The organism is Faecalibacterium sp. BIOML-A4, assembly GCF_009679665.1.
Classification (GTDB): domain Bacteria; phylum Bacillota; class Clostridia; order Oscillospirales; family Ruminococcaceae; genus Faecalibacterium; species Faecalibacterium taiwanense.
Genome location: NZ_WKZG01000010.1, coordinates 22,899 through 48,942, shown reverse-complemented (window position 1 = coordinate 48,942; position 26,044 = coordinate 22,899). Strand labels below are relative to the sequence as shown.

General features: G+C 57.7%; 19 protein-coding genes. 6 read left to right on the top strand and 13 right to left on the bottom strand.

The genetic code is table 11. The features are described 5' to 3' along the window. Positions 1-170: 170 nt before the first annotated feature. From GKG34_RS08310 to GKG34_RS08300, 3 genes are read right to left on the bottom strand one after another with little or no spacing between them, the layout of a single operon-like run. Entirely contained in the window at positions 171-848 is a 678-nt protein-coding gene (locus tag GKG34_RS08310) for a GntR family transcriptional regulator (protein ID WP_097781064.1), read from the bottom strand. A 23-nt stretch (positions 849-871) separates the two neighbouring features. After that, positions 872-1,561 carry an RluA family pseudouridine synthase gene (locus GKG34_RS08305; RefSeq protein ID WP_207698871.1) on the bottom strand — a complete coding sequence of 230 codons (690 nt, stop codon included), beginning with the start codon at positions 1,559-1,561 and terminating at the stop codon, positions 872-874. Next, positions 1,558-2,112: an NUDIX hydrolase gene (locus tag GKG34_RS08300; RefSeq protein ID WP_005940449.1), complete on the bottom strand. Its 555-nt coding sequence runs from the start codon at positions 2,110-2,112 to the stop codon at positions 1,558-1,560. Before GKG34_RS08300 ends, GKG34_RS08305 begins: the two co-directional genes overlap by 4 nt. Positions 2,113-2,784: 672 nt before the next feature. Here GKG34_RS08300 and nifJ point away from each other — a divergent pair. From nifJ to GKG34_RS08280, 4 genes are all read left to right on the top strand, one after another. After that, positions 2,785-6,330: a pyruvate:ferredoxin (flavodoxin) oxidoreductase gene (gene nifJ, locus GKG34_RS08295; protein WP_005939143.1), complete on the top strand. Its 3,546-nt coding sequence runs from the start codon at positions 2,785-2,787 to the stop codon at positions 6,328-6,330. Positions 6,331-7,446: 1,116 nt separating this feature from the next. After that, positions 7,447-9,024 carry a magnesium transporter gene (mgtE, locus tag GKG34_RS08290; RefSeq protein ID WP_154255975.1) on the top strand — a complete coding sequence of 526 codons (1,578 nt, stop codon included), beginning with the start codon at positions 7,447-7,449 and terminating at the stop codon, positions 9,022-9,024. A gap of 610 nt (positions 9,025-9,634) precedes the next feature. Further along, entirely contained in the window at positions 9,635-10,279 is a 645-nt protein-coding gene (locus tag GKG34_RS08285) for a rhomboid family intramembrane serine protease (protein ID WP_154255974.1), read from the top strand. Between the two features lie 11 nt (positions 10,280-10,290). Beyond that, on the top strand, positions 10,291-11,256 hold the full coding sequence (locus tag GKG34_RS08280) for a hypothetical protein (protein ID WP_154255973.1): 966 nt from the start codon (positions 10,291-10,293) through the stop codon (positions 11,254-11,256). 57 nt (positions 11,257-11,313) lie between these two features. Here the strand turns inward: GKG34_RS08280 and GKG34_RS08275 are convergent, their stop codons facing one another. After that, complete coding sequence (locus GKG34_RS08275; protein ID WP_154255972.1) at positions 11,314-11,907, bottom strand: twin-arginine translocation signal domain-containing protein; 594 nt, start codon at positions 11,905-11,907, stop codon at positions 11,314-11,316. A gap of 419 nt (positions 11,908-12,326) precedes the next feature. Beyond that, on the bottom strand, positions 12,327-12,845 hold the full coding sequence (locus tag GKG34_RS08270; RefSeq protein ID WP_120081293.1) for a gamma carbonic anhydrase family protein: 519 nt from the start codon (positions 12,843-12,845) through the stop codon (positions 12,327-12,329). A gap of 153 nt (positions 12,846-12,998) precedes the next feature. Here GKG34_RS08270 and GKG34_RS08265 point away from each other — a divergent pair, with 153 nt between their 5' ends. Then, positions 12,999-14,282: a serine hydrolase gene (locus tag GKG34_RS08265; protein WP_154255971.1), complete on the top strand. Its 1,284-nt coding sequence runs from the start codon at positions 12,999-13,001 to the stop codon at positions 14,280-14,282. A gap of 102 nt (positions 14,283-14,384) precedes the next feature. Here GKG34_RS08265 and GKG34_RS08260 read toward each other — a convergent pair whose 3' ends face one another. The 8 genes from GKG34_RS08260 to GKG34_RS08225 form a co-directional block, all read right to left on the bottom strand. Next, a complete protein-coding gene (locus GKG34_RS08260; RefSeq protein ID WP_154255970.1) occupies positions 14,385-14,738 on the bottom strand; it encodes a PqqD family protein in 354 nt (117 codons plus the stop codon). After that, positions 14,738-16,627: an oligopeptide transporter, OPT family gene (locus GKG34_RS08255; protein ID WP_154255969.1), complete on the bottom strand. Its 1,890-nt coding sequence runs from the start codon at positions 16,625-16,627 to the stop codon at positions 14,738-14,740. Before GKG34_RS08255 ends, GKG34_RS08260 begins: the two co-directional genes overlap by 1 nt. Positions 16,628-16,912: 285 nt before the next feature. Then, complete coding sequence (locus GKG34_RS08250) at positions 16,913-17,680, bottom strand: biotin--[acetyl-CoA-carboxylase] ligase (protein WP_097774116.1); 768 nt, start codon at positions 17,678-17,680, stop codon at positions 16,913-16,915. Beyond that, positions 17,677-18,168 carry a metallophosphoesterase gene (locus GKG34_RS08245; protein WP_347563443.1) on the bottom strand — a complete coding sequence of 164 codons (492 nt, stop codon included), beginning with the start codon at positions 18,166-18,168 and terminating at the stop codon, positions 17,677-17,679. The genes GKG34_RS08250 and GKG34_RS08245 overlap by 4 nt, the downstream gene beginning before the upstream one ends. A 40-nt stretch (positions 18,169-18,208) precedes the next feature. After that, complete coding sequence (gene rsmI / locus GKG34_RS08240) at positions 18,209-19,066, bottom strand: 16S rRNA (cytidine(1402)-2'-O)-methyltransferase (RefSeq protein ID WP_120081296.1); 858 nt, start codon at positions 19,064-19,066, stop codon at positions 18,209-18,211. Between the two features lie 3 nt (positions 19,067-19,069). Beyond that, entirely contained in the window at positions 19,070-19,744 is a 675-nt protein-coding gene (locus GKG34_RS08235) for a methyltransferase domain-containing protein (RefSeq protein WP_223388446.1), read from the bottom strand. 141 nt (positions 19,745-19,885) lie between these two features. Continuing rightward, positions 19,886-20,053 carry a 4Fe-4S binding protein gene (locus tag GKG34_RS08230; protein WP_005937576.1) on the bottom strand — a complete coding sequence of 56 codons (168 nt, stop codon included), beginning with the start codon at positions 20,051-20,053 and terminating at the stop codon, positions 19,886-19,888. 286 nt (positions 20,054-20,339) lie between these two features. Beyond that, positions 20,340-21,293 (bottom strand): stage 0 sporulation family protein, encoded by a 954-nt coding sequence (locus tag GKG34_RS08225; RefSeq protein ID WP_154255968.1) that lies wholly within the window; start codon positions 21,291-21,293, stop codon positions 20,340-20,342. A gap of 413 nt (positions 21,294-21,706) precedes the next feature. On the opposite strand from GKG34_RS08225, the gene GKG34_RS08220 reads away from it, so the two are divergent. Continuing rightward, entirely contained in the window at positions 21,707-25,651 is a 3,945-nt protein-coding gene (locus GKG34_RS08220; RefSeq protein WP_154255967.1) for an efflux RND transporter permease subunit, read from the top strand. Positions 25,652-26,044: the final 393 nt, after the last annotated feature.

The window sequence follows — 26,044 nt, the reverse complement described above, 5'->3', positions numbered from 1 at the left end:
GCTTGCCTGAGAACGAACCCTCTCAGGCTCACTGCGTTCGCCAGCTCCCCCGAAGGGGGAGCTTTATTTGTGTTGACCGGAAGATGCAAAAAAGCTCTCCCTTTGGGAGAGCTGGCTGCGACCATCGGGAGCAGACTGAGAGGGTTCAACCATTGTTCCACATAGAACAATTACTTTTCCGGCTCAAAATAATCGGCATATTCCTCGGTCAGCTTGGAGCCAAGCCGCCGGATGCCGCCGTACAGGTGCCGTTCCACCAGTGGCTCAAAGGCAGCAAGGTCGCACCGCTCGATGGCGTTCATCAGGTTGCGGTGGTCTGCGATCACCTCGGCAAGACCGCCGGTGGTCATGGTGTCCAGCATCCGGAAGCGGCTGTAGTCGGCGTGGGCATTCTGCAGGGTGCTCCACAGGTACATTTTATCCATGGCGGCAAACCATGTCCCGTGCAGGGCACGGTCGGCTTCGTACAGCTTGTTGTAATCCGGGCTCTCCATGGCTGCAAGGGCCTCGTAGGCTTCCACCCGCCTGCGGATCAACGCCCGCTGCTCCGGGGTGCACCGGGGCGAAAAATCCCGCAATACGCGGGCTTCCACGGCGGTGCGCTCGTAGATCAGCTCGTCCACGATGCGGCGGTTCAGCCGGGTAACGGTGGTGCCCTTGTAAGGCACGATCTTTACCAGCCCGTTTTCCTGCAGCTTCTGCAGCACCACCCGGATCAGGGTGCGCGGTGCGCCAAAGCGGGCACAGAGCGGATTTTCGCTCAGCGAAGAGCCGGGGCGGATGGTCAGGTCAATGATTTCCCGCTCCAGCACAGCATAGATCTCAGCATCAGTTTTGTATTGTTCCATACCTCTCACCTAATGGAAATGCATTATTCTTCAAACGGTTTCCAGAACGCACCCTCCGGCAGCGGCAGCGTGAATGCCATGGGCTTTCCGGTCTCCGGGTGCAAAAACTGCAGGCCACAGCTCTGCAGGGCAATGCTGCCTTTTACGCGGCTTCCGTATTTGCCGTCTCCGGCCAGCGGATGCTTCCGGGATGCAAACTGCACCCGGATCTGATGGGTGCGGCCGGTGTGCAGCGTGATCTCAGCAAGGCTCATCTCTCCTGCCGTTTTCACGATGCGGTATTCCAGCACGGCTTCCCGTACGCCCTTGCGGGGGCGGCTGACCGGGAACACCCGGCCCCGGCGGCTGTCCTTGAACAGCCAGTCCCGCAGGGTGCCTTCGGCGGACAGTGCTTCGTCCGGCCCGCCTGCAATGACGGCACGGTACTGCTTGATGAACTGCGGCACTTCCGGCTTCCCTTCGGCCCTGCCATCCTGCACAGCGTAGGCGTTCTGGCTCTGGGTGATCTGACGGCTGAGTGCGGCTGCAGCCCCGGGCGTTCTGGCAAACACCATCAGGCCGGACACACCCGTGTCCAACCGGTGCACCACCCCTACAAAGGCATCCGGCTGGCCCCACAGCTGCCGCAGGGCTGCGGGCACGCCCTCTTCGCTGGAAAGTCCGGCGGGCTTGTCCAGCACCACAAGGGCGGCATCTTCGTACAGGATGTTCACAGCCTGCCCTCGGCGATCAGGGCCTTGAGCTTCAGGATACCGGCAATGGTCTTGCCGTCCCGGATCTCGCCGCTCATGACCATCTCATAAGCTTTATCCAGCGGCACACGGTCAGGGGTCAGGAATTCATCGGCATCCAGATGCATCTGGGTCTTGTGCAGGCCGGTGGCGACCCATGTATAGATCACTTCGGTGTCATAGCCCACGGTGGGGAAAAACTGGCCCAGAGAGATATAATTGTCCGCGGTCAGGCCGCACTCCTCGCCCAGCTCCCGCTTGGCGGCTTCAAAGGGGTCCTCACCCTTTTCCAGCTTGCCGGCAGGCAGCTCCCACAGCTCCTGCTGCATGGCGTAGCGGAACTGGCGCACCATGCAGATGGTGCCGTCCTCAAAATAGGGCAGGATGCACGCACCGCCGTGGTGATGCACCACTTCGCGTTCGGCGGTCTTGCCGTTTTCCAGCAGAGCAGTGTCTTTTGTCAGGGTGATCACCCGGCCCTCGAAGAGCACCTCGCTGGTGAGTGTTTTTTCGTAATGCACGGTCTTCTCCATTTTATTACCCTCTTTGCCCGGCACAGCGCCGGTTTTCTATGGCTTCAGTTTACGGCAAAATGAGGTTTGTTGTCAATAAAGATGTGATAAATATAAGAGGATGGGACGATTTGAAATGCGCGCCGCATTTGCTTTGCGCATAATCAGCGGAAAGAATATTTATAATTTCGCAATTCTGGAAAATCTGCGGAGCTTGTCGGGGCAAAGCCCCTCCATCTGCTAACGCAGACCGCTCTGCCGCTTGAAAGCCCCACTGGGGCTTTCATTGCTACACAAACGCGGATTTTCCAGAATTGCCTTTTCACGGGAGGGGGCGTAACGGAAAGCAGCATTTGCAGCGCCGCTTTCTGAGAAAGCGCGGCGCTGCGCAAGCCGTGACTGAGAGGGTTCCCTCCCCTTTTTGCGAAAAAAATTACAGGATCTGGCAAAGCAGGCAGGCCAAAACCGGAAAATCCGCGCCATTGCTCACTTTAACGAACTAAAGACGTACAAAAGCGCTAAAAAAATTTCTTTATTTTTGGTGCGTTTGTTGAGCGGTTTGCGTTTACTTTATGGGCGGAATTTGCTATTATAGTATACAAGCAATAGTGCCTTTATGGGGTTCTCCGGTCCCATGTGGGGCATATTGCCCCGCGCAAAAGGTACCAAATTCTGAATAATGGAGGAAGAAAAATGCCTAGAGCAAAGCAAACTATGGATGGCAATACCGCTGCCGCCCATGTAGCGTATGCCTACACGGACGTGGCTGCCATCTACCCCATTACCCCGTCTTCTCCGATGGCTGACTCTGTGGACCAGTGGTCCGCAGCTGGCCAGAAGAACATCTTCGGCAATCAGGTCAAGGTCGTCGAGATGGAATCTGAGGCCGGCGCTGCTGGCGCTGTGCACGGCTCTCTGGGTGCAGGTGCTGTTACCACCACCTTCACCGCTTCTCAGGGCCTGCTGCTGATGATCCCCAACATGTACAAGATCGCTGCTGAGCAGCTGCCCTGCGTGTTCGATGTTTCTGCACGTACCGTTGCTACTCAGTCCCTGAACATCTTTGGTGATCACAGCGACGTTATGGCATGCCGTCAGACCGGCTTTGCAATGCTGGTCGAGAGCAGCGTGCAGGAAGTCATGGATCTGTCCCCTGTCGCACATCTGTGCGCCATCGAGGGCAAGGTTCCCTTCCTGAACTTCTTCGATGGCTTCCGTACTTCTCATGAGTACCAGAAGATCGAGAAGTGGGATTACGCCGATCTGAAGGAAATGTGCAACATGGAGGCTGTGGAGGAGTTCCGTAAGAAGGCTCTGAACCCCGAGCACCCCAAGATGCGCGGCTCCCACGAGAACGGCGACGTGTTCTTCCAGCATCGTGAGGCATGCAACAGCGTTTACAACGCTCTGCCTGCTGTTGTTGAGAAGTACATGGCCAAGATCAACGCAAAGCTGGGTACCAACTACGATCTGTTCAACTACTACGGCGCACCCGATGCTGACCGTGTGATCGTGGCTATGGGCTCCATCTGCGACGTTGCTGATGAGGTCATCGACTACCTGAACGCCAAGGGCGAGAAGGTCGGTATCGTCAAGGTCCGCCTGTACCGTCCCTGGGTCTCCGCTTCCCTGCTGAAGGTCCTGCCCAAGACCGCCAAGAAGGTGGCTGTGCTGGACCGCACCAAGGAGCCCGGCTCTCTGGGCGAGCCCCTGTACCTGGATGTTGCCGCTACCCTGCGTGAGGCTGGCCTGAACGATGTCGTTCTGACCGGCGGCCGTTACGGTCTGGGCAGCAAGGATACCCCGCCGTCCTCCATCTTTGCTCTGTTCAAGGAGCTGGAGAAGGATCAGCCCAAGGAGCGCTTCACTCTGGGTATCACCGATGATGTCACCTTCCTGTCTCTGCCGGAAGTCAAGCCCGCTCCCATCACCGCAGCTGCTGGCACCAAGGAGTGCAAGTTCTGGGGTCTGGGCGGCGACGGTACTGTCGGTGCTAACAAGAACTCCGTCAAGATCATCGGCGACCATACCGACAAGTATGTTCAGGCATACTTCCAGTATGACTCCAAGAAGACCGGCGGCGTGACCATCAGCCATCTGCGTTTCGGCGACAAGCCCATCCGCAGCCCCTACTACATCAACCAGGCTGACTTCGTGGCCTGCCACAACCCCGCTTACATCCACATGGGCATGAAGATGGTCCAGGATGTCAAGCCCGGCGGCGTGTTCATGATCAACTGCCAGTGGTCCGATGAGGAGCTGGGCCAGCACCTGAACGCCGAGGCAAAGAAGTATATCGCTGACAACAACATCCAGCTGTATACCATCAATGCAATCGATAAGGCTATCGAGATCGGCATGGGCAAGCGCACCAACACCATCCTGCAGTCTGCATTCTTCAAGCTGGCTGACGTCATGCCCATCGAGGATGCCGTCAACTTCATGAAGCAGGCAGCTCAGAAGAGCTACGGCAAGAAGGGCCAGGACGTCGTTGAGATGAACTGGAAGGCTATCGATGCAGGCGTTGATGCCATCCACAAGGTGGACGTGCCCGCATCCTGGTCCAACCCCGAGGCTGATCCCGCACCCAAGGCTCTCACCGGCCGTCCGGAGCTGGTCAAGCAGATCCGCGATGTCATGGAGCCCATTGCCCGTATGGACGGCGACAGCCTGCCTGTCTCTTCCTTCGTGGCAAATGCAAACGGCGAGTGGGAGCAGGGCGCTTCTGCATACGAGAAGCGCGGCACCGCTGTCAACGTCCCCGAGTGGGATGCTGCAAAGTGCGTTGGCTGTAACCAGTGTGCATTCGTCTGCTCTCATGCTACCATCCGTCCCTTCCAGCTGACCGCCGACGAGCTGGCAGCTGCTCCTGCACAGACCAAGAGCCGCGACAACAAGCCCGCAAACGAGTACAAGTTTGTTATGGCTGTGTCTCCTCTGGACTGCATGGGCTGCGGCGAGTGCGTCACCGTCTGCCCCACCAAGGCTATCACCATGGTGCCGCAGGACAGCCAGGCCGATCAGCAGGCAGTGTTCGACTACTGCGTGGCCAACATCTCCAAGAAGCCTTCCAAGTTTGCTGACGATACCGTCATCGGTTCTCAGTTCAACCAGCCGCTGCTGGAGTTCTCTGGCTCCTGCGCAGGCTGTGCCGAGACTTCTTACGCTCGCCTGATCACTCAGCTGTTCGGCGAGAAGATGTACATCTCCAACGCTACCGGCTGCTCCTCCATCTGGGGCGGCACCGCTTCCATCTCTCCGTACACCGTCAACAAGGACAGCGGCCATGGTCCTGCATGGTGCAACTCCCTGTTCGAGGATAACGCAGAGCATGGTCTGGGCCTGTACATCGGCCAGAAGACCGTCCGCGAGAACCTGATCAAGGAGATCGCAGAGGTTGCTGGTTCCGACAAGGCTTCTGCTGAGCTGAAGGCTGCCTTTGAGAAGTTCCTGGAGACCAAGAACAACACCAAGGCCAACGACGAGCCCGCAAAGGCCCTGATCGCTGAGCTGGAGAAGGCTGCTGCTGCCGGCTGCGAGAAGTCTGCAGAGATCCTGAAGAGCAAGCAGTTCATCGCCAAGAAGTCCGTCTGGATCTTCGGTGGTGACGGCTGGGCATACGACATCGGCTTCGGTGGTCTGGACCACGTTCTGGCTTCCGGCGAGGATGTCAACGTGATGGTCTTCGATACTGAGATGTACTCCAACACCGGTGGACAGGCATCCAAGGCTTCCAACATTGGTGAAGTCTGCCAGTTCGCTGCTGCTGGTAAGGAAATCAGCAAGAAGAGCCTGTCCGAGATCGCTATGACCTACGGTTACATCTATGTTGCTCAGATCGCACTGGGTGCTAACCCGGCTCAGGCTGTCAAGGCCATCGCTGAGGCTGAGGCTTACCCCGGCCCGTCTCTGATCATCGGCTACGCTCCCTGCGAGCTGCACGGTGTCAAGGGCGGCATGACCAACTGCCAGAACGAGATGAAGAAGGCAGTTGAGGCCGGTTACTGGAACCTGTTCACCTTCAACCCGGCAAACAAGGCTCAGGGCAAGAATCCGTTCACCCTGACCTCCAAGGCTGTGGATAACGAGAAGTATCAGGCACTGCTGGCTAACGAGACCCGTTACAGCCGCCTGACTCGTGCATTCCCCGACCGTGCTAAGGAGCTGTTCGCACGCAACCAGGAAGTTGCAAACGACCGCTACGAGCACCTGACCCGTCTGGTCGACCTGTACAAGTAAGCATTTTTCTGCGCTTTGGATGCAGATATTTGCGGCACCTTAGCCCCACAATGCAAGAGGGCGGCTGCCCCGTACCGGCGGTTACTGCGCAATGCAGCGGTACGAAGCGGAGAAACGCATCCATCCATGCAGGTGATGTGCTGAAGTACAGCATTCGCCATACGAGTTCTATCTGATTTCACTTCCCGGGCGGTGCTTTGTTCCGTGCGGAGCACCGCAGCGGGATATGAGATACCAAAGCGCCCGCGAGGGTCCTTGAAAGCACACCCCGCGTGTGTCAGGAGCATAAGGTCTGCTTGCAGATACCTTGCTCCGCCTGCTGCATAAGACCTGCTTTGCAGGGATCTTGCCGCAGTAAAAAACGAGCTTCGTTTTAGCGCCCCGTTCACCGCAAGGTGACCGGGGCGTATTTTTTGTGTAAAAGAGAAGCGGCTGCTGTGATCTGGCATCACAACAGCCGCTTTTACAGTTCCATTTTAGCATGTGAAAAAACGAAGGTCAATCAAAAAATGTTATCACAAAATCTTCCAAAAGATACCATTCCCTTTTTACAGTTTCTTCATAGCTTCTTAACGAATTCAATTGTGAAAGCTGTTATACTTTTGCCATGGGAAGCGGGGCCGCAACCGCTTACCCAAGTAACATGATTCCTCCTCACACCAAGGCAATATCCAAGCAAAACACCCTTTTTCGTGTGCCGCAACACGGAAGAGGGTGTTTTGTTTTGCAAAATTCTGGTAAATCGGTGGTTTAGGGTTGACCCCGTTTTTTTGCGGCGCTATAATAAAAATGAATATGAAAACTTGGAGGTGAACGCAGGAAAATGGACCCGGATCATAGTCGAAGTAGAACCACCGGCGCGGTGGATCAGAAAACAAAAACAACTGCGTTTTCCCCAACCGTTCGCCTCCTTCGCTGAGTCCTGCGGAAAAGCACCGCTTCAACGGTGCATCTTTCCGCAAAACAGAGCAGAGGAAGGCGCGGCTTTGTGTGCGCAGAATGCGGCGTTTGCGGCATTCCGGCAGGCAAGGCGGCGCGTTTTTTGTTTCCCGATCTGCTGCGTCCTCCGGATACAGGAGCTGCTCCTGTTCCGTAAAAACTGAGGAGGTACGCCCAATGGATATGGAAGAAAAGAAGCTGACGGCTGATGCTGCGGAACAGGCGCTGCCGGTGCAGGAGCTGCCTGCTGATATCCCCGCCGAGGTCCGCCAGAAGCTGGCTGAAGATCTGAACGAGGAAGCTACTGAAGACCTCAAGCAGGACATGCGCGAGGCCGAAAAAGAGGAAGCCAACGACGAAGAGGTCAAGGCCAACCCTGAGATGCTCACCAAGAGCCGCCTGCTCAAGCTGCTCATCAAGAAGCAGTACGTCAAGCTGCGCGAAGTCACCGAGGAAGAGCAGCCCGCCGACCTTGCCGAGCTGCTGGAAGAGCTGGACGAAAACAACCGCCTTGTGGTGTTCCGCCTGCTCAAAAAGGAAGTGGCCACCGAGGCCTTTGCCTATATGTCCGACGAAGCCCGCGACGATCTGGTGAACGCCTTCTCAGATGTGGAGCTGGTGGGCGCTATTGAAGAGATGAGTCTGGACGATGCCGCCGACCTGCTGGAGGATATGCCTGCAGGCGTGGTGAAGCGGGTGCTGGAAAAATCCTCCAAGCAGACCCGTGAGAGCCTGAACAAGCTGCTGAACTACCCCGAAAGCTCTGCCGGCAGCCTGATGACCCCCGAATATGTCCGTCTGCGCGAGGAGATGACCGTGGCGCAGGCCTTTGAAGCCATCCGCAAGCAGGGCGAAAACGCAGAGACCGTGTACACCTGCTACGTGGTGGAGCGCAACCGCCTGAAGGGCGTTGTTTCTGCCCGAAGCCTGCTGCTGTCAGAGCCGCATACTCCCATCACTGAGATCATGGATGATAACGTGGTCACTGTGAAAGTGACCGACGATCAGGAGTACGTGGCCCGTGAGATGCAGCGCTACGACTTTACCGCCATGCCTGTTCTGGACAACGAGGGCATGTTCGTGGGTATCATCACCATCGACGATGCAATCGACGTTCTGACCGACGAGAGCACCGAGGATATGCAGAAGATGGCTGCTATTCTGCCGGACGACGATGCCACCACCTACTTCGGCACCAGCGTCTGGACCCACGCGAAGCAGCGCATTCCATGGCTGCTGATCCTGATGCTGTCTGCCACCTTTACCGGCATGGTCACCACCCACTATGAAGAGGCCTTTGTCAGCCTGCCGCTGCTGGTCTCCTTCATGCCCATGCTGATGGATACCGCCGGCAACTGCGGCAACCAGATCAGCACCCTGATGGTGCGCGGTCTGGCTCTGGGCGAGGTAGAGCCCGCCGACTTTATGCGGGTGCTGGGCAAGGAGCTGCGGGTGTCTGCCATCGTGGGCGCGGTGCTGGGCATCGTGAACGGCCTGCGCATCTACCTGATGTACACCTTCCTGTTCCCCGGCCAGTACGCTAACGTGATGGGCTATGCCATCGTGGTCAGCGTTTCGCTGTTCTTCAGCGTCATTCTGGCAAAGCTGGTGGGCGGTATGCTGCCGCTGGCTGCCAAGAAGCTGGGTGCAGACCCGGCCATCATGGCTACCCCCTTCATCACCACCATCGTGGATGCCTGCAGCCTGATCCTGTATTTCCAGATCGCACAGCTGGTGTTCCACAATATGATGTAAATAATAGAGCAATGCCGGACGGTCTTGAAGTGACTGCCCGGCATTGCTTTTTCCGGTGTGGAAAACTGCATGTTTCCCCGCCTTTTCCACACGGAAAAACGGCAGCGGCCCGGTGTTGAAAACTTGTGACCGGTTCATTCCAGATTGGAGAAAAATAAATCACCGCTCGGGAACGGTTTGTAGAATGCAAAGAAAATCCTTCGACTTTCTTTTTTATAAAAGGCAGAATGCCCGCATTTTTGCCCAAAACTTACCAGAAAGCTGCGGCCTGAATTACGGTGTGTATAGGGCTGATGCCCTTTTGTTGTGGAAAACCCGGTGGAAAAAGTGGAAAACCTCATGGAAAACTTGCCCTTTTCTTCACAAAAACGGTGGAAAACCCGGTGGAAAAAGTGAAAAGTTCATTCCAGACAGGAAACTCCATACACTTTCCGGTTGTGTTTTTGTGCCGCAAGATCCGCTTGACAGCTGTATTTTTGGGCGGAAGATGCGGCAGTTTTCCACACTGTGGCATTGCCTTGAATGCCCCGGCCAATCATGGTACAATAACAGCAGAAAAATGCGGCAAAACTCACCGATATCGGAATACAATGCGTTGGAGGCACCCTATATGAACAATTGGCTCAACCAGCTGGAGCGCAAATACGGCCGCTTCGGCATCCCGAATCTGACCAACATTCTGGTGGGCGGGCAGATCCTTGTGCTGGCCATCGAGCTGTTTGTCAACCAGACCGTCAGTGTCTGGCTGGCACTCAGCCGCTATTTTCTGCTGCGCGGCCAGATCTGGCGCATCATCACCTTTGCGTTCATCCCCTCTTACGGCGGCAGCATCCTCAGCGCGGTGCTGGGCATCTATTTCACATGGTTCATCGGCACGGCGCTGGAACAGGAGTGGGGCGATTTCCGCTATACGGTGTATCTGCTCTCCGGGATGCTGGGCACTGTGCTGGCCTGCCTGCTCACCGGCGTGACCGGCAGCACCTACTGCCTGTCCCTTTCGCTGCTGCTGGCCTTTGCCATGCTGTACCCGGAGGTACAGGTGCTGCTGTTCTTTGTCATCCCCATCCGGGTGAAATACTTTGGTTTTTTTGCGGCAGCACTGTGGGTGCTCAGCTTTCTGGGCGCGCCGCTGCCGCAAAAGCTGAGCCTGCTGCTCAGCATGGCGAACGTCTGGCTGTTCTTTGGCTCGATGGCCTATCGTTCCGTCCGCGCGTGGGTACGCCGTGAGCAGTGGAAGCGGAGAAACAGAAGGTAAGGAGAAACACCATGATGCTGGACCGCATGGAGGGCAATGCAGAACTGAAAAGCAGCGTGCAGCTGATGCTGGCAGCCCGCCGCCTGACCCACAGCGTGCTGCTGGTGGGAGAAGAGGGCCTTGGAGCCGGTTTTGCGGCCCGCTGCATTGCGGCAGATTATCTTTACCCTGCAGGCGGAGCGCCCGCTGAGGCCCTTCTGCGGGGCGAATGCTGCCGTGCTGTGGGTAAGCCTGGCGACCGCGACAGCGGCCATGTGGAGACCGGCATCGTGCGTGAAGCGATCAGCGTTGCCGGTATGGGCGCAGGCGGCAAATATCTGGTCAGTCAGGTCAAGGCTATGCGCAGCGAGATCTTCAACACCAGCCTTTCGGCCGAGGGCCGTGCCGTGCTGCTCTACCATGTGGAAAAGATGAACGAGGAATCCGCCAATGCCCTGCTGAAGGTGATGGAAGAGCCGCCGGAGGGGGCGCTGTTCCTGCTTACGGCGGATTCGCTGGCAGGCGTGCTGCCCACCATCCGCAGCCGCTGCGTCAGCTTTGCAGTGGCTCCTGTCTCGCCGGAGCAGTGCGCCCGCTACTGCGCCGCACAGGGGGTGGACAAAAAGACGGCCGCGCTGTACAGCGAACTGTTCGACGGTCACATTGGCACGGTGCTTGCCGCCGCACAGGACGAAGCCCGCACCGCGCAGGTGGAAAAGGCCCTGCAGCTGGCAAAGGCCGCTGCCGACCGTGACAGCTATGCCGCAGCCTGCCTGCTGGCCGCCTACGAAAAGGACAAGGCCGGTGCCGCCGCCCTGCTGACGGACTTCCGCGCGGTGGCGGCAGCGGGCCTGCGGCAAAGCCCCCACGCACCGGTGCAGGGCATTGCCGCCCAGCGTGCCCTGCGTCTGGCCGAAGCCGCCATCCAGCGCCTTGGCGCGCAGGTGAACCCTAAAATCGTGCTCAGCGTGTTTGCGGCAAAGTTCCGCGCGCTGTAATGCAAAAAGAAAAACCGGAAGAGCATTGTGCCCTTCCGGTTTTTAGCATCATGATTTTTATTCAATAGTGGGGTCATCGTAGATGGGCTGATATTTAAAGGTGGCCGTTTTTCCGCCCAGTTTCAGCTCAACCGTAAAAACGCCTCTGACATTAAGGGTAGTCGTATTCACCGGGCCAAGGTCAATATAGATAGGAACAGTTTTACGCTCACCTTTGGCAACGGTTACGGAAGAAATATACTGGAAACCGGTTCCGGCGCTGTTCAGGCCAAAATTGCCCAGACTGCACACTTTCAGACCAGATTCGGTAGTACCATTATGTTTGCAGGTAAAATTACTGGTAGAAATCGTAACGGAAGAATCTGTGTTATAGGAGTTATCAATAGAAAGACCGGTGTAAAGATAATTATGCCGCCATCCGTCCGATTCGTAAGTAGTACGGGAGACCCAAGTGCCAGTCAGCGGCCCCATATCCACATAGGTGCTGCCCAATGTAGCAAAAGTACCGGTGTCAATGGTGGGCAGGGTCGGGTTGCCGGGGGTTGCACCATAACCTTCGCCGCAGCCAACCAGCATACTGCCGGCGGCAGCGACCAGTGCGGCGGCACCAGTGGCCTTTAAAAAGGTACGGCGGGTGATCAGTTCAGACATAAAAATCTCTCCTTTGATTGCAGGAAATCATAAAATACAAAAGCTGATGCAAACAGAAACTCCCTCCGGCGCTTGCGGTACACCGGAGGGAGTTTCTGTTTGGGGTATTGCTTTGGTGTGAGGAGGAATCATGTGCGGAAAGACGGTTGCGGCCCCGTCTCCCCGCAAGGTATAGTATACCCGATTTTAAGTGAAAAGTCATTACATTTCTGTGAAAAAACATCCCGCAATGAACTTTTTACAAAATTCCCCCAATGATAAAAACCAAACAGCGCGGTGTACAAAAATTCTGGTATTCCAGAATGACATAAACTGCCAATTTCACTATAGCAGACAAGACCGCAGGTGTCAATTAAAATGTCGGCTTTTTGGCGGAAAGACGAAAAAATATGGTAAAAAACTGTAAAATCGGCACAGGGTCAGCCCTTGGCAAGCTCGGCGGCGTGAAGCTTGCCGTGCTCTACGTAGTGGGCGGCGTTGTGCAGGTTGGCCTCGATCTGGGCCGCGCTTACCTGCTTGATGACCCTTGCGGGCACGCCCACAGCCACCGAGTTATCCGGGATCACCATGCCCTCCGGCACCAGCGCACCCGCGCCGATGATGCAGTTTTTGCCCACGACACAGTGGTTGAGCAGGGTGGCGTGCATTCCGATGAGGCTGCCGTCCCCTACTGTGCACCCGTGCACAAGGGCACCGTGGCCCACGGTGACGCTTTTGCCCAGCATTACAGCACCGCCCACATCACAGTGCAGCACGGCGTTATCCTGCACGTTGGAGTTTTCGCCAATGGTCAAAGTGCCGTCGTCGCCGCGCAGCACGGCCCCGTACCACACCGTGGAACCGGCTTTCAGGATCACATCTCCCTGCACGGTGGCGTTGGGCGCTACAAAAGCGGCCCCCTCGTCGCGGGGAACTTTTCCACAAAAGGACAGAAACATTGTTAAAAACCGCCTTTCTCTCTTTCTCTTTTGGCTGGTTTATGGTATTCTTTAAAGTAGTATAGCAAGCCAGAGCCTTTCCGGCAAGTAGGAGCTGTTTCAAAACAAAAATTTTTGCCGTGCGTCGGCAAGCAGATACAAGGGGGCACGCTCATGTTCAAAAACACCATCTTCCGCCGCATGACGGCGCTGGTGCTCACGCTGGCACTGGCCGCTGCTGCTGCACTGCCGGGCCTTGCGGTATATCCCATGCCCATCCAGACCGCCAGCGAGACCGAGGCGGTGTACCTGTTCAACGCCGACACCGGCAAGACCATCCTGAACCAGAATGCTGACCAGCAGCAGTATGTTGCCAGCCTGACCAAGCTCATGACGGCCCTGCTGCTGCTGGAAAGCGGCAAGGATCTGAACGGTGAAGTGACCGTGCCCACCGCGCTGACCCAGGAGTTCCGGGATATCCAGAACGCTAACGGCACCACTATGGGCCTGCGCATCGGCGAGACGGTGCGCCGCATCGACCTGCTGAACGCCATGCTCATCGTCAGCGCCAACGACGCCGCCAGCGTCATTGCCTACGATGTGGGCGGCAGCGTGCTGGATTTCGTCAAGCAGATGAACGCCCGTGCCCAGGAGCTGGGCTGCACCGGCACGAACTTTACCTGTGCCCACGGCCTGTTTGACTACGGCAACGTGTCCACCGCGCAGGATCTGGCAAAGATCGCCGCCGCCTGTGCGGCAAACCAGACCTTTGCACAGGTGGCGGGCACCGCCAGCTATGTCCTGCCGGCCACGAACCTCCGCAAGGCTGAGCACACCATCAGCAGCTCCAACAGCCTGATGAACAGCGAGAGCGCCAACTACCGGGAGTATGTCCGGTGGGTCAAGGGCGGCTTTACCACGCTGGCAGGCCGCTGCATCGTGGCCTTTGCGGAAAAGGACGGCCACACCTACGGGCTGGTGATCCTTGGCTGCGATACGCCGGACCACCTCTTTGCCGAGTGCGATGATCTGTTCGACTGGGCCTTTGCCAGCTTTGCCGACCGCCCGCTGGTGGACACCCAGACCGTGCTGACCACCGTAGACCTGACCAAGTGCCGCACTGAACCGGCAGTGGAGCTGTATGCTGCCGCACCGGTGAGCGGCTACGGCCACGCGGATGATATCGTCACCTACTCCTTCGACCTACCGGAGAGCATTGCGGCCACCGTCAAGAGCGGCAGTGTGGTGGGTACAGCCACCGTGTATCTGGACGGCGATGAAGTGGGCACGGTGGACCTTGTGACCCACCGAGAGTACGTCTCCGACTTCCGCACTGACACCAAAGCCACAGCGCTTCTGCTGTGTGCACTGCTGTTCATCCTCATTGCATTAACGGCGGTCACTCTTGCCGCGGGCGGCGGATCGCTGAGCCTCAAAAAGAGAAGGCGCAGAAGATAAAATGCCATGGCCGCAGATGCGGTAGATTGGAGCGGCAAAAAAGAATAAGAAAAGCGGCGCTCAGTGCCTTGCAACAGGCTCTGAGCGCCGCTTCTTTTGTGCTTATTGGTTGAGGAACTTGATAAAGTGGTAAGATTCCACGATCTGGAAGTACTTGATGATGCGCGGGTACAGCGGTTCGGCCTTTTCGCCAAACTGCTGCTTCATGCATTCAGCAAGGTCTGCAACGGTCTTCTGGCCGTCGATCAGCGGCCAGAGATAGCTGCCGGTCTCGTCCAGATGCACCTGTGTGGTGCGCGGTTTATGAAACACTTTTTGCGCGATCGTGTTGAACACACCGGTGTTCTCCACCTCAAGGGTGATAAGGCCGGTGGCTTCGTCTGTGTGCCAGCGCAGGGTTTCCGCCCGCTGCGGAATGAGGTCCAGATAGTTGATGGACTGCTTTTTCTTACTCATCAGTTCTTCTTTTTCTTCATGGAGAAGGCCAGCAGGCATGCGATCATCACGATCATCAGAACCACGCCGCCAATGTTGCCCAGATCAATGCTCAGGGCAGTGCTGATGCCGAACACGGCAAACACAGCCAGCAGGATGCCCACAAGGCCCTCGCCTGCGATCATACCGGCACAGAACAGGGTGCCATTGGTGGTCTGCTCTTCCTTGAGCTTCGCGTCAACATTCTTGCGGCTGTCCATGAACCAGCGCACAGCACCACCGATCATGATGGAGGTGTTCAGGTAGATGGGCAGATACAGGCCGATGGCGAACGGCATCACAGGGATGCGCAGGACCTCCAGAGCAATGGCAAGGAACACACCGGTGAACACCAGGTTCCAGGGCAGGTTGCCGCCCATGATGCCCTCAACGATCATCTTCATCAGGGTAGCCTGCGGTGCGGGGACCTCGGCACCGCCGTAGCCCCATGCGCTGTCCAGCAGGTACAGCACACCGCCGATGGCCAGACCGGCGGCGATCACGCCGATCAGCTCGCCGATCTGCTGCTTGACCGGGGTCGCACCCAGCAGGTAGCCGGTCTTCAGGTCCTGAGAGGTATCAGCAGCAATGGCAGCACAGATGCAGATGACAGAGGCGATGGCCATGGAGCCGATCATGCCCTCGATGCCAACGTTGCCGGTGGCCTTCAGGATCATGGTAGCGATCAGCAGGGTGGCAATGGTCATGCCGGAGACCGGGTTGTTGGAACTGCCGATCATGCCGACCATACGTGCAGAGACGGTGGAGAAGAAGAAGCCGAAGATGACGATCAGCAGAGCACCCAGCGGGCTGACGGGAATTGCCGGAGCCAGCCAGATGATGAGGATGATGAGCAGGATGCCGCCCAGAATAAAGGGCATGGGCAGGTCCTTCTCGGTACGGGAGGTGCCGGAAGCACTGCCGCCCTTCATGCTCTTCATGGCATCACGGAAGGTGGATGCGATCAGAGGCAGGCTCTTGATCAGCGAAATGATACCGCCGGTAGCAATGGCACCTGCGCCGATATACTTGACGTAGTTGGACCAGATAGCGTCTGCACCGCCTGCTGCATACAGATCAGCAATGGTGGTGCCGGCTGCTGCCGGGTACAGGGAGATGTTTGCGCCGAACAGGCAGATCAGCGGGATAATGACCATCCAGCCCACCAGAGAACCGGTGAACATGTAGGAAGCGGTCTTGGGGCCGACGATGTAGCCCACGCCCAGCAGAGCGGGATACACTTCCATGCCCAGAGCACCCTTGAAGGAGCTGAAGGCCACGGCAATGTCGGCGGGGATCATCTTCAGGCCATCGACGATGAACTTGAAGATGGCTGCCAGACCCATGCCGGAGAACACGGTGGAGGCGTTTGCACCGCCTTCTTCACCGGCCAGCAGAACGTCTGCACAGGCGGTGCCTTCCGGGTACAGCAGGGTGGCGTGTTCCTTGACGATCAGGGCGTTGCGCAGGGGCACCATGAACAGAACGCCCAGAATGCCGCCGCACAGGGCGATCAGGGTGATCTCCAGGATGCTGGGCTTGTCGCACAGACCCTCTTTTGCCCACAGGAACAGTGCGGGCATGGTGAAGATGGCACCGGCGGCCAGGCTCTCGCCTGCGGAACCGATGGTCTGCACCATGTTGCTCTCCAGAATGGAGTTCTTCTTGAGCAGGACGCGGATCACGCCCATAGAAATGACTGCTGCCGGGATGGAGGCAGAAACAGTCATGCCGACGCGCAGACCCAGATAGGCGTTTGCAGCGCCGAAGACCACGGACAGGATGATGCCCATGATCACAGAGGTCGCCGTCATTTCTGCGGTGATCTTTTCCGCAGGAATATACGGCTTGAAGGATTCTTGATCTTTCATGTTTGCTCTCCTTGCGACAGCACAAGCGCCTTGTCTTTGGGGCAGGGCGCTTGTGCTGTCTGTTTTCCTATTTCCTAAAACACGCGCATCCTATCCAACAAAGGATACGCTGGCACATACTCCATTATACTAAAGTGTGACTGAATTGACAACTGGAAATGTACACAACAAATTCACAAAAAGTTCGTGAATTCAAGCGTTTTGCGGAAAAATCGAGCAAAAATGTGCAAAAAAACTCCATGCAGGCTTAAAACTGTCCGCGTGGAGCATACAGCTCTATAAAACTCAGACGGCACCGTAGATGCCGTGCACCGACACTTCGCCGGTAAAAACGTGCACTTCGCCGCTGTCGGTGCGCACCACCAGACGGCCCTCTTCGTCCACATCAACGGCTTCGCCTGCACCCTGCCCGCCGTCCGGCAGGTCGAAGGTGACCCGGCGGCCCAGATTGACGCAGGCGGCCTTGTATTCCTCCCGGAAGGGTGCAAAGCCATCGCGGGCAAACACATACATGTTGCGGTCAAAGCCAAAGTCGGTCAGGCCCTCGGCCAGCCATGCGGGGTCGGTGGAAAGATCCACCTTTGCGCCCTGCAGCGCCAGCGAGGTGCCGTTGGGCAGACCGGCGGCATCAAAGTAGCTCTGCGGCTGGGCCAGATTGATGCCGATGCCGCACAAAATGCCCCGGCCCTGCTGCTGGTAGCCGTAGCTCACGCCCTCGCACAGGATGCCCACGATCTTTTTGCCGTTGAGCAGAAGGTCGTTGGGCCACTTGATCTGGCAGTCCACGCCGTAGCGCAGCTTGAGCTGGGTGCGCACGGCAAGGCTTGCCAGCAGCGGCAGGGTGGCAGGCTGGGCCAGCGGTTCCCGGATGGCTGCCGTATAATACAGGGCCTTGCCCTCGGCGTTCACCCAGCTGCGGCCAAGGCGGCCGCGGCCTGCGGTCTGGTTCTCGGTATACACCGCACCCACCGGGCCGAACTCCTCAAAATGTTCCTTCACGTAAGCGTTGGTGCTGCCGCATTCCGGCAGATAACGCACCTCATTGATGCTCATTGTTTGGGTACCTCTTTATGTTCATAGGCGGTCACTTTGCCTTCGTCCAGCGTCAGGATGCCGTAGGTGTCCGGCCCGGTGTAACACCGGCCGCAGGAGCCGGGGTTGAACAAAAACACCTTGTTGCGGGTCTCTGCATGGGGGATGTGGGTGTGGCCGAACAGCGCCACCTCGGCACCCCGGGCAGATGCGGCATCTGCCAGCGTATCCAGATCGTATTTCACACCGTACATATGACCGTGAGTGTAAAAGATCACCACGCCGTCAAAGGCGGCAAGGCCGTCGGTGGGTTCCAGTGCACCGTAATCGCAGTTGCCCGCCACCGAGTAGGCCCGCAGCTTGGGGTACAGCGTCAGAGCCAGTTCCAGATCCCGCAGGCCATCGCCCAGAAAGATCAGGGCATCGATGCTTTTGCTCTCTTTCATCAGCACGCGCTCAATGGCGGCACGTCCGCCGTGGCTGTCGCTCAAAACCAGAAGCTTTGTCACAAAAGGGGTCCTCCTCTATTACCATTTACCTGAGATGCTGTCATTCACCAGCCTGCTGGCCCTGTTGCAATACCAGCAGCTGCTTGTACACTTCGCTTTTAGAATAAGGTGTGCCCTGTGCCGCCGCCTTGGCTGCGGCGGTGGGGCCAAAGCCCTGCCCGGTCAGCTCCAGCGCCCGATGCGCTGCCTGCTCCAGCGTCAGCTCCTGCTCCGGGTCGGCGGTCTCCGGCGCACCGGCCATCACCAGCACATACTCGCCGCGCGGCTCGTTGGTCTTGTAGTGCTCCACCGCCTCGCCGAGGGTAGTCTTCCAGATATCCTCGTGCAGCTTTGTCAGCTCCCGGCACAGAGTGATGCTGCGGTCTGCGCCAAAGGCATTGGCCAGATCGTCCAGCGTGGTGCGCAGCTTGTGGGGCGCTTCGTAAAAGATGGTGGTGCGCTTTTCCTGCAAAAGCGCAGCCAGCCGCTCTTTTTTCTGCTTGCGGTTCACGGGCAGAAAGCCCTCGAACACCCAGCGGGAGGTGTCCTGCCCGGACACGGCCAGCGCTGTGACGCAGGCGGAAGCCGCCGGCACAGGCACCACTTTGATGCCCCGGGCCAGTGCGTCCCGCACGATCACCTCGCCCGGGTCGGAGACGCAGGGCATGCCCGCATCACTGCACAGGGCACAGCTCTCGCCTGCTTCAATGCGGCGCAGGATGCCCTCACCCTTCTGCAGGGCGTGCTCATAGTAGCTGACCATGGGCTTTTTCAGGCCCAGAAAGTTCAGCAGCTTCATGGTCACACGGGTGTCCTCGGCGGCAATAAAGTCTGCCGCGCCAAAGGTGGCCGCTACGCGCGGCGGCATATCGTCCAGATTGCCGATGGGCGTTGCCACGATATAAAGAGTTCCTGCCATAGTTTACCTCCCATATAACGCCGCACCGGCGCTGATCAACACATCCGGCTCCACCCGCAGGCCGGTCTTGCGGTTCTTCTGCGCTTCCACAAGGAAGAGCCATGGCGCGCCGTCCGCCTTGTTCTTTACAAAGGCCAGCCGCTTCGGCTCCAGCCGGTTGGCCCGCAGCACCGCCAGCACCTCCGCCAGTCGTTCCGGCCGGTGGCACAGCGCAAAGCGCCCGCCGTCCTTCAAAAGGCGGAACGCACACTGGCACACATCGTCCAGTGTGCAGGTGTTCTCGTGCCGAGCAAGGGCGTGGGCTGCGTTTTGGCTTTGGGGCCCATCCGTGAAATAGGGCGGATTGCACGCACACACGTCAAAACTGCCCTCGCCCTGCCGGAAAGCGCGCAGGTCGGCACAGACAGGCTCAATGTGCCCGATGTCCTGCTCCTGCACCGCAGCGGAAAGCAGAGCGCTGCCCTCGGGCTGCAGCTCCAGCCCCATGCAGGGGCCGCGGTGGCCGCGGTCGTGCCATTCCAGCGCCACGATGCCGCAGCCGGAGCACAGGTCTGCGGCCTTCTGGGCGCGCTTTGGCTCACAGAAACGGGCCAGCAGCAGCGCGTCGGAGCCAAAACGATGCTCCGGCGAGCAATAAACCATAGTTCTATTATACAAGACTTCGGTAGAATGTTCCATAGATAAGTGTGCCGTACCCTCTCAAAAAAATGCGTGGAATTGCTCGGGGAATTTGTGCGAATTACTGCAAAACAAAAAAGCAGCAGACCTGCTTTGGACAGGCCTGCTGCTTTTGATGCGTTTTTTGTGCAGCTGCTAAAATTATTCAGCAGTGATAGCACCGGTGGGGCAAGCACCCTCGCAAGCGCCGCAGTCGATGCAAGCGTCTGCGTTCACAGAAGCAACACCATCAACGGTGATAGCGCCAACCGGGCAAGCGCCCTCGCAAGCGCCGCAGCCAACACATGCGTCAGAAACCTTGTGTGCCATAATAAACTCTCCTTTTTATCTCCGTGCCCGAAGTATTGTATGAAGAGTCATGTATGGCACGGCTGTGCATGTCTCTCCGGAAATCATATCCTTGCCTGCATTTTAACAAAGCAGGTGAGAAAAGGCAAGACTAACCGTGACCCGAAAAACACAAAAGTCTGTTTTTTGTTGGGTTGCACAAAAGCACAGGCTAACTTATGGCCAAATTTGCAGGAGTTTTTTGGCAAAAATCACGAAGAACAGTTAGTTTTAGCAGACTAACCCCTCAGAACTTCCGGCGCGTCCCTCACTCCTTTTCGGCAGCGCGCTTCCGGGCGCAGCCGCCGCCCGCGCAGCGCTTTTCGCCATCGTCGGAGGAAGCCACCACCGGGGCCGGGTTGCGCACGCCGGAGTAATCGTCGTCCGGGTCCGGGCGGCGGGGCGCACGCTTGCCGCCGCTGATATATTCGCACACGCCCACCTTATAGTAACGGGGCGAAAGGCTCTCGGTGCCGCAGCGCACCCGCAGATAGCCGGAAACCGGGTTCACCTCCAGCACGGTGCCAAGACCGTCCGGCGTGCGCACGGTGCTGCCCACCATGGGCATGATGCTGTTCAGGTACTCGTAGGCGCTTTCCTCGTAGGCAAGGCAGCACATCAGCCGGCCGCAGGCACCGCTGATCTTGGTGGGGTTCAGCGAAAGGCCCTGCTCCTTGGCCATCTTGATGGAGACGGGCTGGAAGTCCTTTAAAAAGCGGCTGCAGCAGAAGGGCTGGCCGCAGATGCCAAGGCCGCCGATCATCTTGCTCTCGTCCCGCACGCCGATCTGGCGCAGCTCGATGCGGGTGTGGAAGATACCGGCCAGATCCTTGACCAGCTCGCGGAAGTCCACGCGGCCATCGGCGGTAAAGTAGAACATGATCTTGGAGCGGTCTAGGGTATACTCGGCCTCCACAAGCTTCATTTCCAGGCCATGGCGGGAAATGCACTCCTGACAGGTGCGGTAGGCGCGCTTTTCGTCCTCACGGTTCTGGCGCATCCGGCGGATATCCACGCTGTCGGCCATGCGGGTAATGGGCTTGAGGGCCTTGGGCACTGCCGCATCGGCGATCTCCCTCACGCCCTGCACCACCTCGCCGCACTCAATGCCGCGGGCGGTCTCCACGATCACATATTCGCCGGTTTTGATGTCGGCCCCGGCGGGATCAAAATAATAGCTTTTGCCGTTCTCTTTGAAACGGACGGAAATGACTTTTTTCATAGTGTTCCTCGTTTTTATCGGTCGAATCTATAGGATAAGGCCCGAAAAAGAGCCTGCTGATCCATTCTGTACTCTAGTATAACATATTCAAATGCACATTTCCACGCAAAAAACAAAAAGCGGCTCTGGCGCTTTGGCAGAAAAATTTTAAAAAGGTGCAACAATCTGCCCTGCTGCCGCGTATCCATAAAGGAAGACTGACCGAATTTGGTCGCACCCGCAGCCGGAAAATGGAAAAACGGAACGGCAAATGTTAAAATCTTGCGAAAGTATCCAAAGAATCGCAAAAGAATCCCACCCCGCTCTTGCAAGGCGGGGGCTTGCGTGTATAATAAAAATGTTGAAGTGTAGCCTTTCCCGCAGGGAAAGCAGCTGTCCTGCTTTGCGGCAAGGCAGAGAAACGGTAGGAGAAAATGGAAAAATTCAGTGTCAAAAAGCCGTTTACGGTGCTGGTTGCAGTGGTCATGATCCTGATCCTGGGCTTTGTGGCGGTCACAAAGATGGATACGAACCTGCTGCCCAACGTGAACACACCGTATCTGATGGTGGTCACCGTGTATCCTGGTGCAAGCCCGGAGCGCGTGGAGAGCGAGGTCTCGGATGTGCTGCAGAACTCGCTCACAGTGCCGGGCGTGTCCAAGATCACCGCAACATCGGCAGAAAACTACAGCCTGCTGCTGATGGAGTTTACCGAGGATACGGATATGAACAGCGCGCTGGTCAAGGTGTCCAACAAGCTGGATCAGGCCAAAAGCGACCTGCCCAGCACCTGCCTGACCCCCTCCATCATTGAGTACAGCCTGAACATGAACGCTTTCATGACGGTGGCTGTCAGCCGCGAAGGTGCCGACCAGTACGAGCTTTCTGAGTTTATCCAGAACACCCTTGTGCCGGAAGTGCAGCGCAAGGGCGGTGTGTCCAGCGTTTCGTCCAGCGGTCTGGTGGAAAAGCTGGTGCAGGTGCAGCTCAATCAGGATAAGATCGACGAGATCAACGCAAAGCTGCTGGAACTGATCGATACCCAGCTGGCTGCAGCCCGCTCCCAGCTGGAAAGCGCCGAGGCACAGATCACCGCCGGACGCAAGGAATACGAAAAGCAGCTGAAAAACTTTGGCAATACGGTGTCCAACTCGGTCATGAGCCAGATGAGCACCGAGGTGGGCGCCGCAGTGGAAACGGTGCGCGCGCAGGCGCAGGCTCTTCTGGAGAGCGTGAACAGCCTGATCGCTGTGGTCAAGGAGCCTGAGATCCAGCAGGCCCTGATCGAGGTGCGCGACGGTCTGCAGAAGGTCATGGACAAGTTCAACGAGACCGGTATGCGGGATATCGACTCTCTGATCGATATTGTGGCTGAGCTGCGCACCATTGCCGATAAGCTCACTACCGCCCTGCAGAAACTGCAGGAGCGCGTGAACACCGAGACCGGCTCCGAAGGCAGCACCGCAGAGGATCTTGCCAATGAGATGCAGCTGCAGGAAAGCCTGAATGTGGTCTATAACACGCTGGAAAGCACCATCAAGGCCATGGACAATGTGCCCCAGCTGATGACCGAGTTCTCCGGCGCACTGGGCAGCTTCTCCCAGCAGCAGCTCAACGCCTATATGCAGTTCACCGAAGCGCGTGAAATGCTGAACGAGTACGAAAAGCAGCTGGAGGCTGCCAAGGCAGAGTACGAGACGGCCAAGACCAACGCTCTGGCACAGGCCGATGTGACAAAGCAGCTGGACATTGAAACGCTGGCGCAGCTCATCTATGCCCAGAACTTCTCCATGCCGGCCGGTTACGTGCAGGATCAGGACGGCGAGTCCTGGCTGCTGAAAGTCGGCGAAGAGTACAACAGTGTGAAGGATATCAGCGGTGCCCTGCTGCTGCATGTGGAGGGCTACGGCGACGTGCGCCTTTCTGATGTGGCGGATGTGGAGGTCATTGATAACTCCGCCGACAGCTACACCCGCCTGAACGGCGAAAAGGCATCCATCCTCAAAATCTATAAGAATGCGACTTCCAGTGCAGGCGAGGTCTCCGACAACTGCCTGACCGCATTTAAAGAGCTGGAAAAACAATACGACGGCCTGCACATGGTGGTGCTGTCCAATCAGGGCAACTACATCACCATCGTCATCAACAGCATCCTCACCAGCATGGTGGTGGGCGCTGCACTGGCCATCATCGTGCTGGCCATCTTCCTGAAGGATATCAAGCCCACCCTCGTGGTCGGCATCAGCATCCCGCTGTCCGTTCTGTTCGCGGTGGTGCTCATGTACTTTACGGGGCTGGACCTGAACGTGATGACCCTGGCCGGCCTTTCCCTCGGCATTGGTATGCTGGTGGATAACTCGGTGGTCGTCATTGAGAACGTCTACCGTCTGCGCAGCCGCGGCGTGCCTGCGGCCCGCGCTGCCGTGCAGGGCACAAAACAGGTGGGCATGTCGGTGGTGGCCTCCACCCTTACCTCGGTGTGCGTGTTCCTGCCGGTGGTGTTCTCGGCCAGCATTGTGCGCAGTCTGATGATGCCCATGTCCCTGTGCATCGGTTACTGCCTGATGGCCTCCCTCATCGTGGCGCTCACGGTGGTCCCGGCGGCGTCCTCTACTGTGCTGAAAAAAGCTGAACCCAAGCGCCTTGCCTGGTTTGAAAAGGTGCAGGAAAAGTATGCCCATAGTCTGGAATGGTGCCTGCAGCACCGTGCCCTGCCCCTGATCGCGGCGGTGGTGCTGCTGGTGTTCAGCGGCTGGCAGGTGCTGAACATGGGCGTGGAGCTGCTGCCCAGCATCACCAGCAACGAGGCGCAGATCACCCTGTCCACCGCCGACGGCCTGACCAAGGAGGAATCCTATGCCATTGCGGGTCAGGTGGCAGAGGCGGCCCTGAATGTAGAAAACGTGGAAGAGGTGGGCATCACCCTCGACACCAGCATGGCCGGTCTGGATATCAGCCAGCTGGGCCTGCCCACCGCCATTACCGATATCCTGAACTCCGCCAATGCCTACGGCAGATACAAGATCAACGTTATGATGAGCAAGAGCCTTTCCTCCCGTGAGGTGGAAAAGACCCGGCAGGCCATGGAGGATGCAGTGTCCCAGATCGAGAATTGCACCGCTGAGGTCAAGCTGTACGGCATGACCGATGATCTGACCAGCCAGCTGGCCACCGGCCTGTCGGTCAAGGTCTACGGCAAGGATCCGGAAACGCTGACCACCGTTTCCGAGAAGGTAATGGAGATCGTCAACGATACCGAGGGCTTTGCCAATGCGGACAACGGCCTTGGCAGCGGCGATGCCACCATCATCCTGAAGGTGGACCGCGACAAGGTGCGCGCCTACGGCCTGACCGTTGCGCAGGTGTACCAGCAGATCGCGGCAAAGCTCACCACCACCGCCACCGCCCAGACCCCCGTCACGGTGAACGGCACCACCATGGATGTCCAGATCACGGACAATCTGGACCCCGTCACCAAGGAAAACATGATGGAGCTTACCTTTGAGACCACCGAAATGTCGGCAGACGGCACAGTGACCAATGGTACCTGCACCCTGAACGATATCGCCAGCTGGACCACCGGCACCGCACCGGATGCCATTACCAGCGAGAACCAGACCGAGTTTGTCACCGTTACGGCGGATACGCTGGATGGCTACAACACCATGGTGCAGTCCCGCGTGCTGCAGAAGAAGCTGGATGAGTACGCGGCCAGCGGTGAGATGCCGGAGGGCTGCAGCACCACGCTGGGCGGCGAGACCGAGGGCACCGACTACATGGTGAACGAAATGGTGCAGTGGATGGCTCTGGCCCTGCCCTTTGTATATCTGGTCATGGTGGCACAGTTCCAGAGCCTGCTGTCCCCCTTCATCGTGCTGTTCACGGTGCCGCTGGCCTTTACCGGCGGCCTGCTGGGCCTGCTGGTCACCGGCCAGCAGCTCACCATGATCTCCCTGATGGGCTTCATCGTGCTGATGGGCACTGTTGTCAACAACGGCATCGTGTTCGTGGACTATGCAAACCAGCTGCGCATTGGCGGCATGGAGCGCCGCGCTGCGCTGGTGGCTACCGGCAAGACCCGTATGCGCCCCATCCTCATGACCACCCTGACCACTGTGCTGGCCATGCTGCAGCTGGTGTTCAGCGGCGATATGGCAAGCCAGCTGATGAGCGGCATGGCCATCGTCATCATCTGCGGCCTGAGCTACGCCACCCTGATGACCCTGTATATCGTTCCGGTGCTGTACGATATCCTGTTCAAGAAGCCGCCGCTCAACGTGGATGTTGGCAGCGACGATGATCTGGACGACATTCCGGACGATGCAGCCGAGTTCATTGCGGCGCAGAAGTCTGCGGGCACGGCACAGCCGGAAGCCTGACGACAGCATGACGATTTAGAATGCGCGCCGCTTTGCTTTGCGTATCATCAGCGGAAGAATTATTTATATATAATAGAGCAATGCCGGGCGGTCTGCGGACCGCCCGGCATTGCGTTTTCACGGGAAAGGTCGTAACGGGAAGCGGCATGTGCTGCTGTCGGCGTACCGCCGTCGCGCAGCGACTCAAAATCGGCGCAACACAAAAAATCCTCTAGCGGAGCGACTTGGATTTTTTGTATGGAGCCTTTCTGCTTTGGGGTTACTAGGGGCGTGCAGCCCCTAGTTCGTGCCTCCCGCGCCTCGAAAGTAGCGGGTGCTTTTCTGGTTCTCTTTTGGCACGCAAAAGAGAACGTACCCGGCGGCAACGCTTTTTGCAAAAGGTGTGAAACTCAA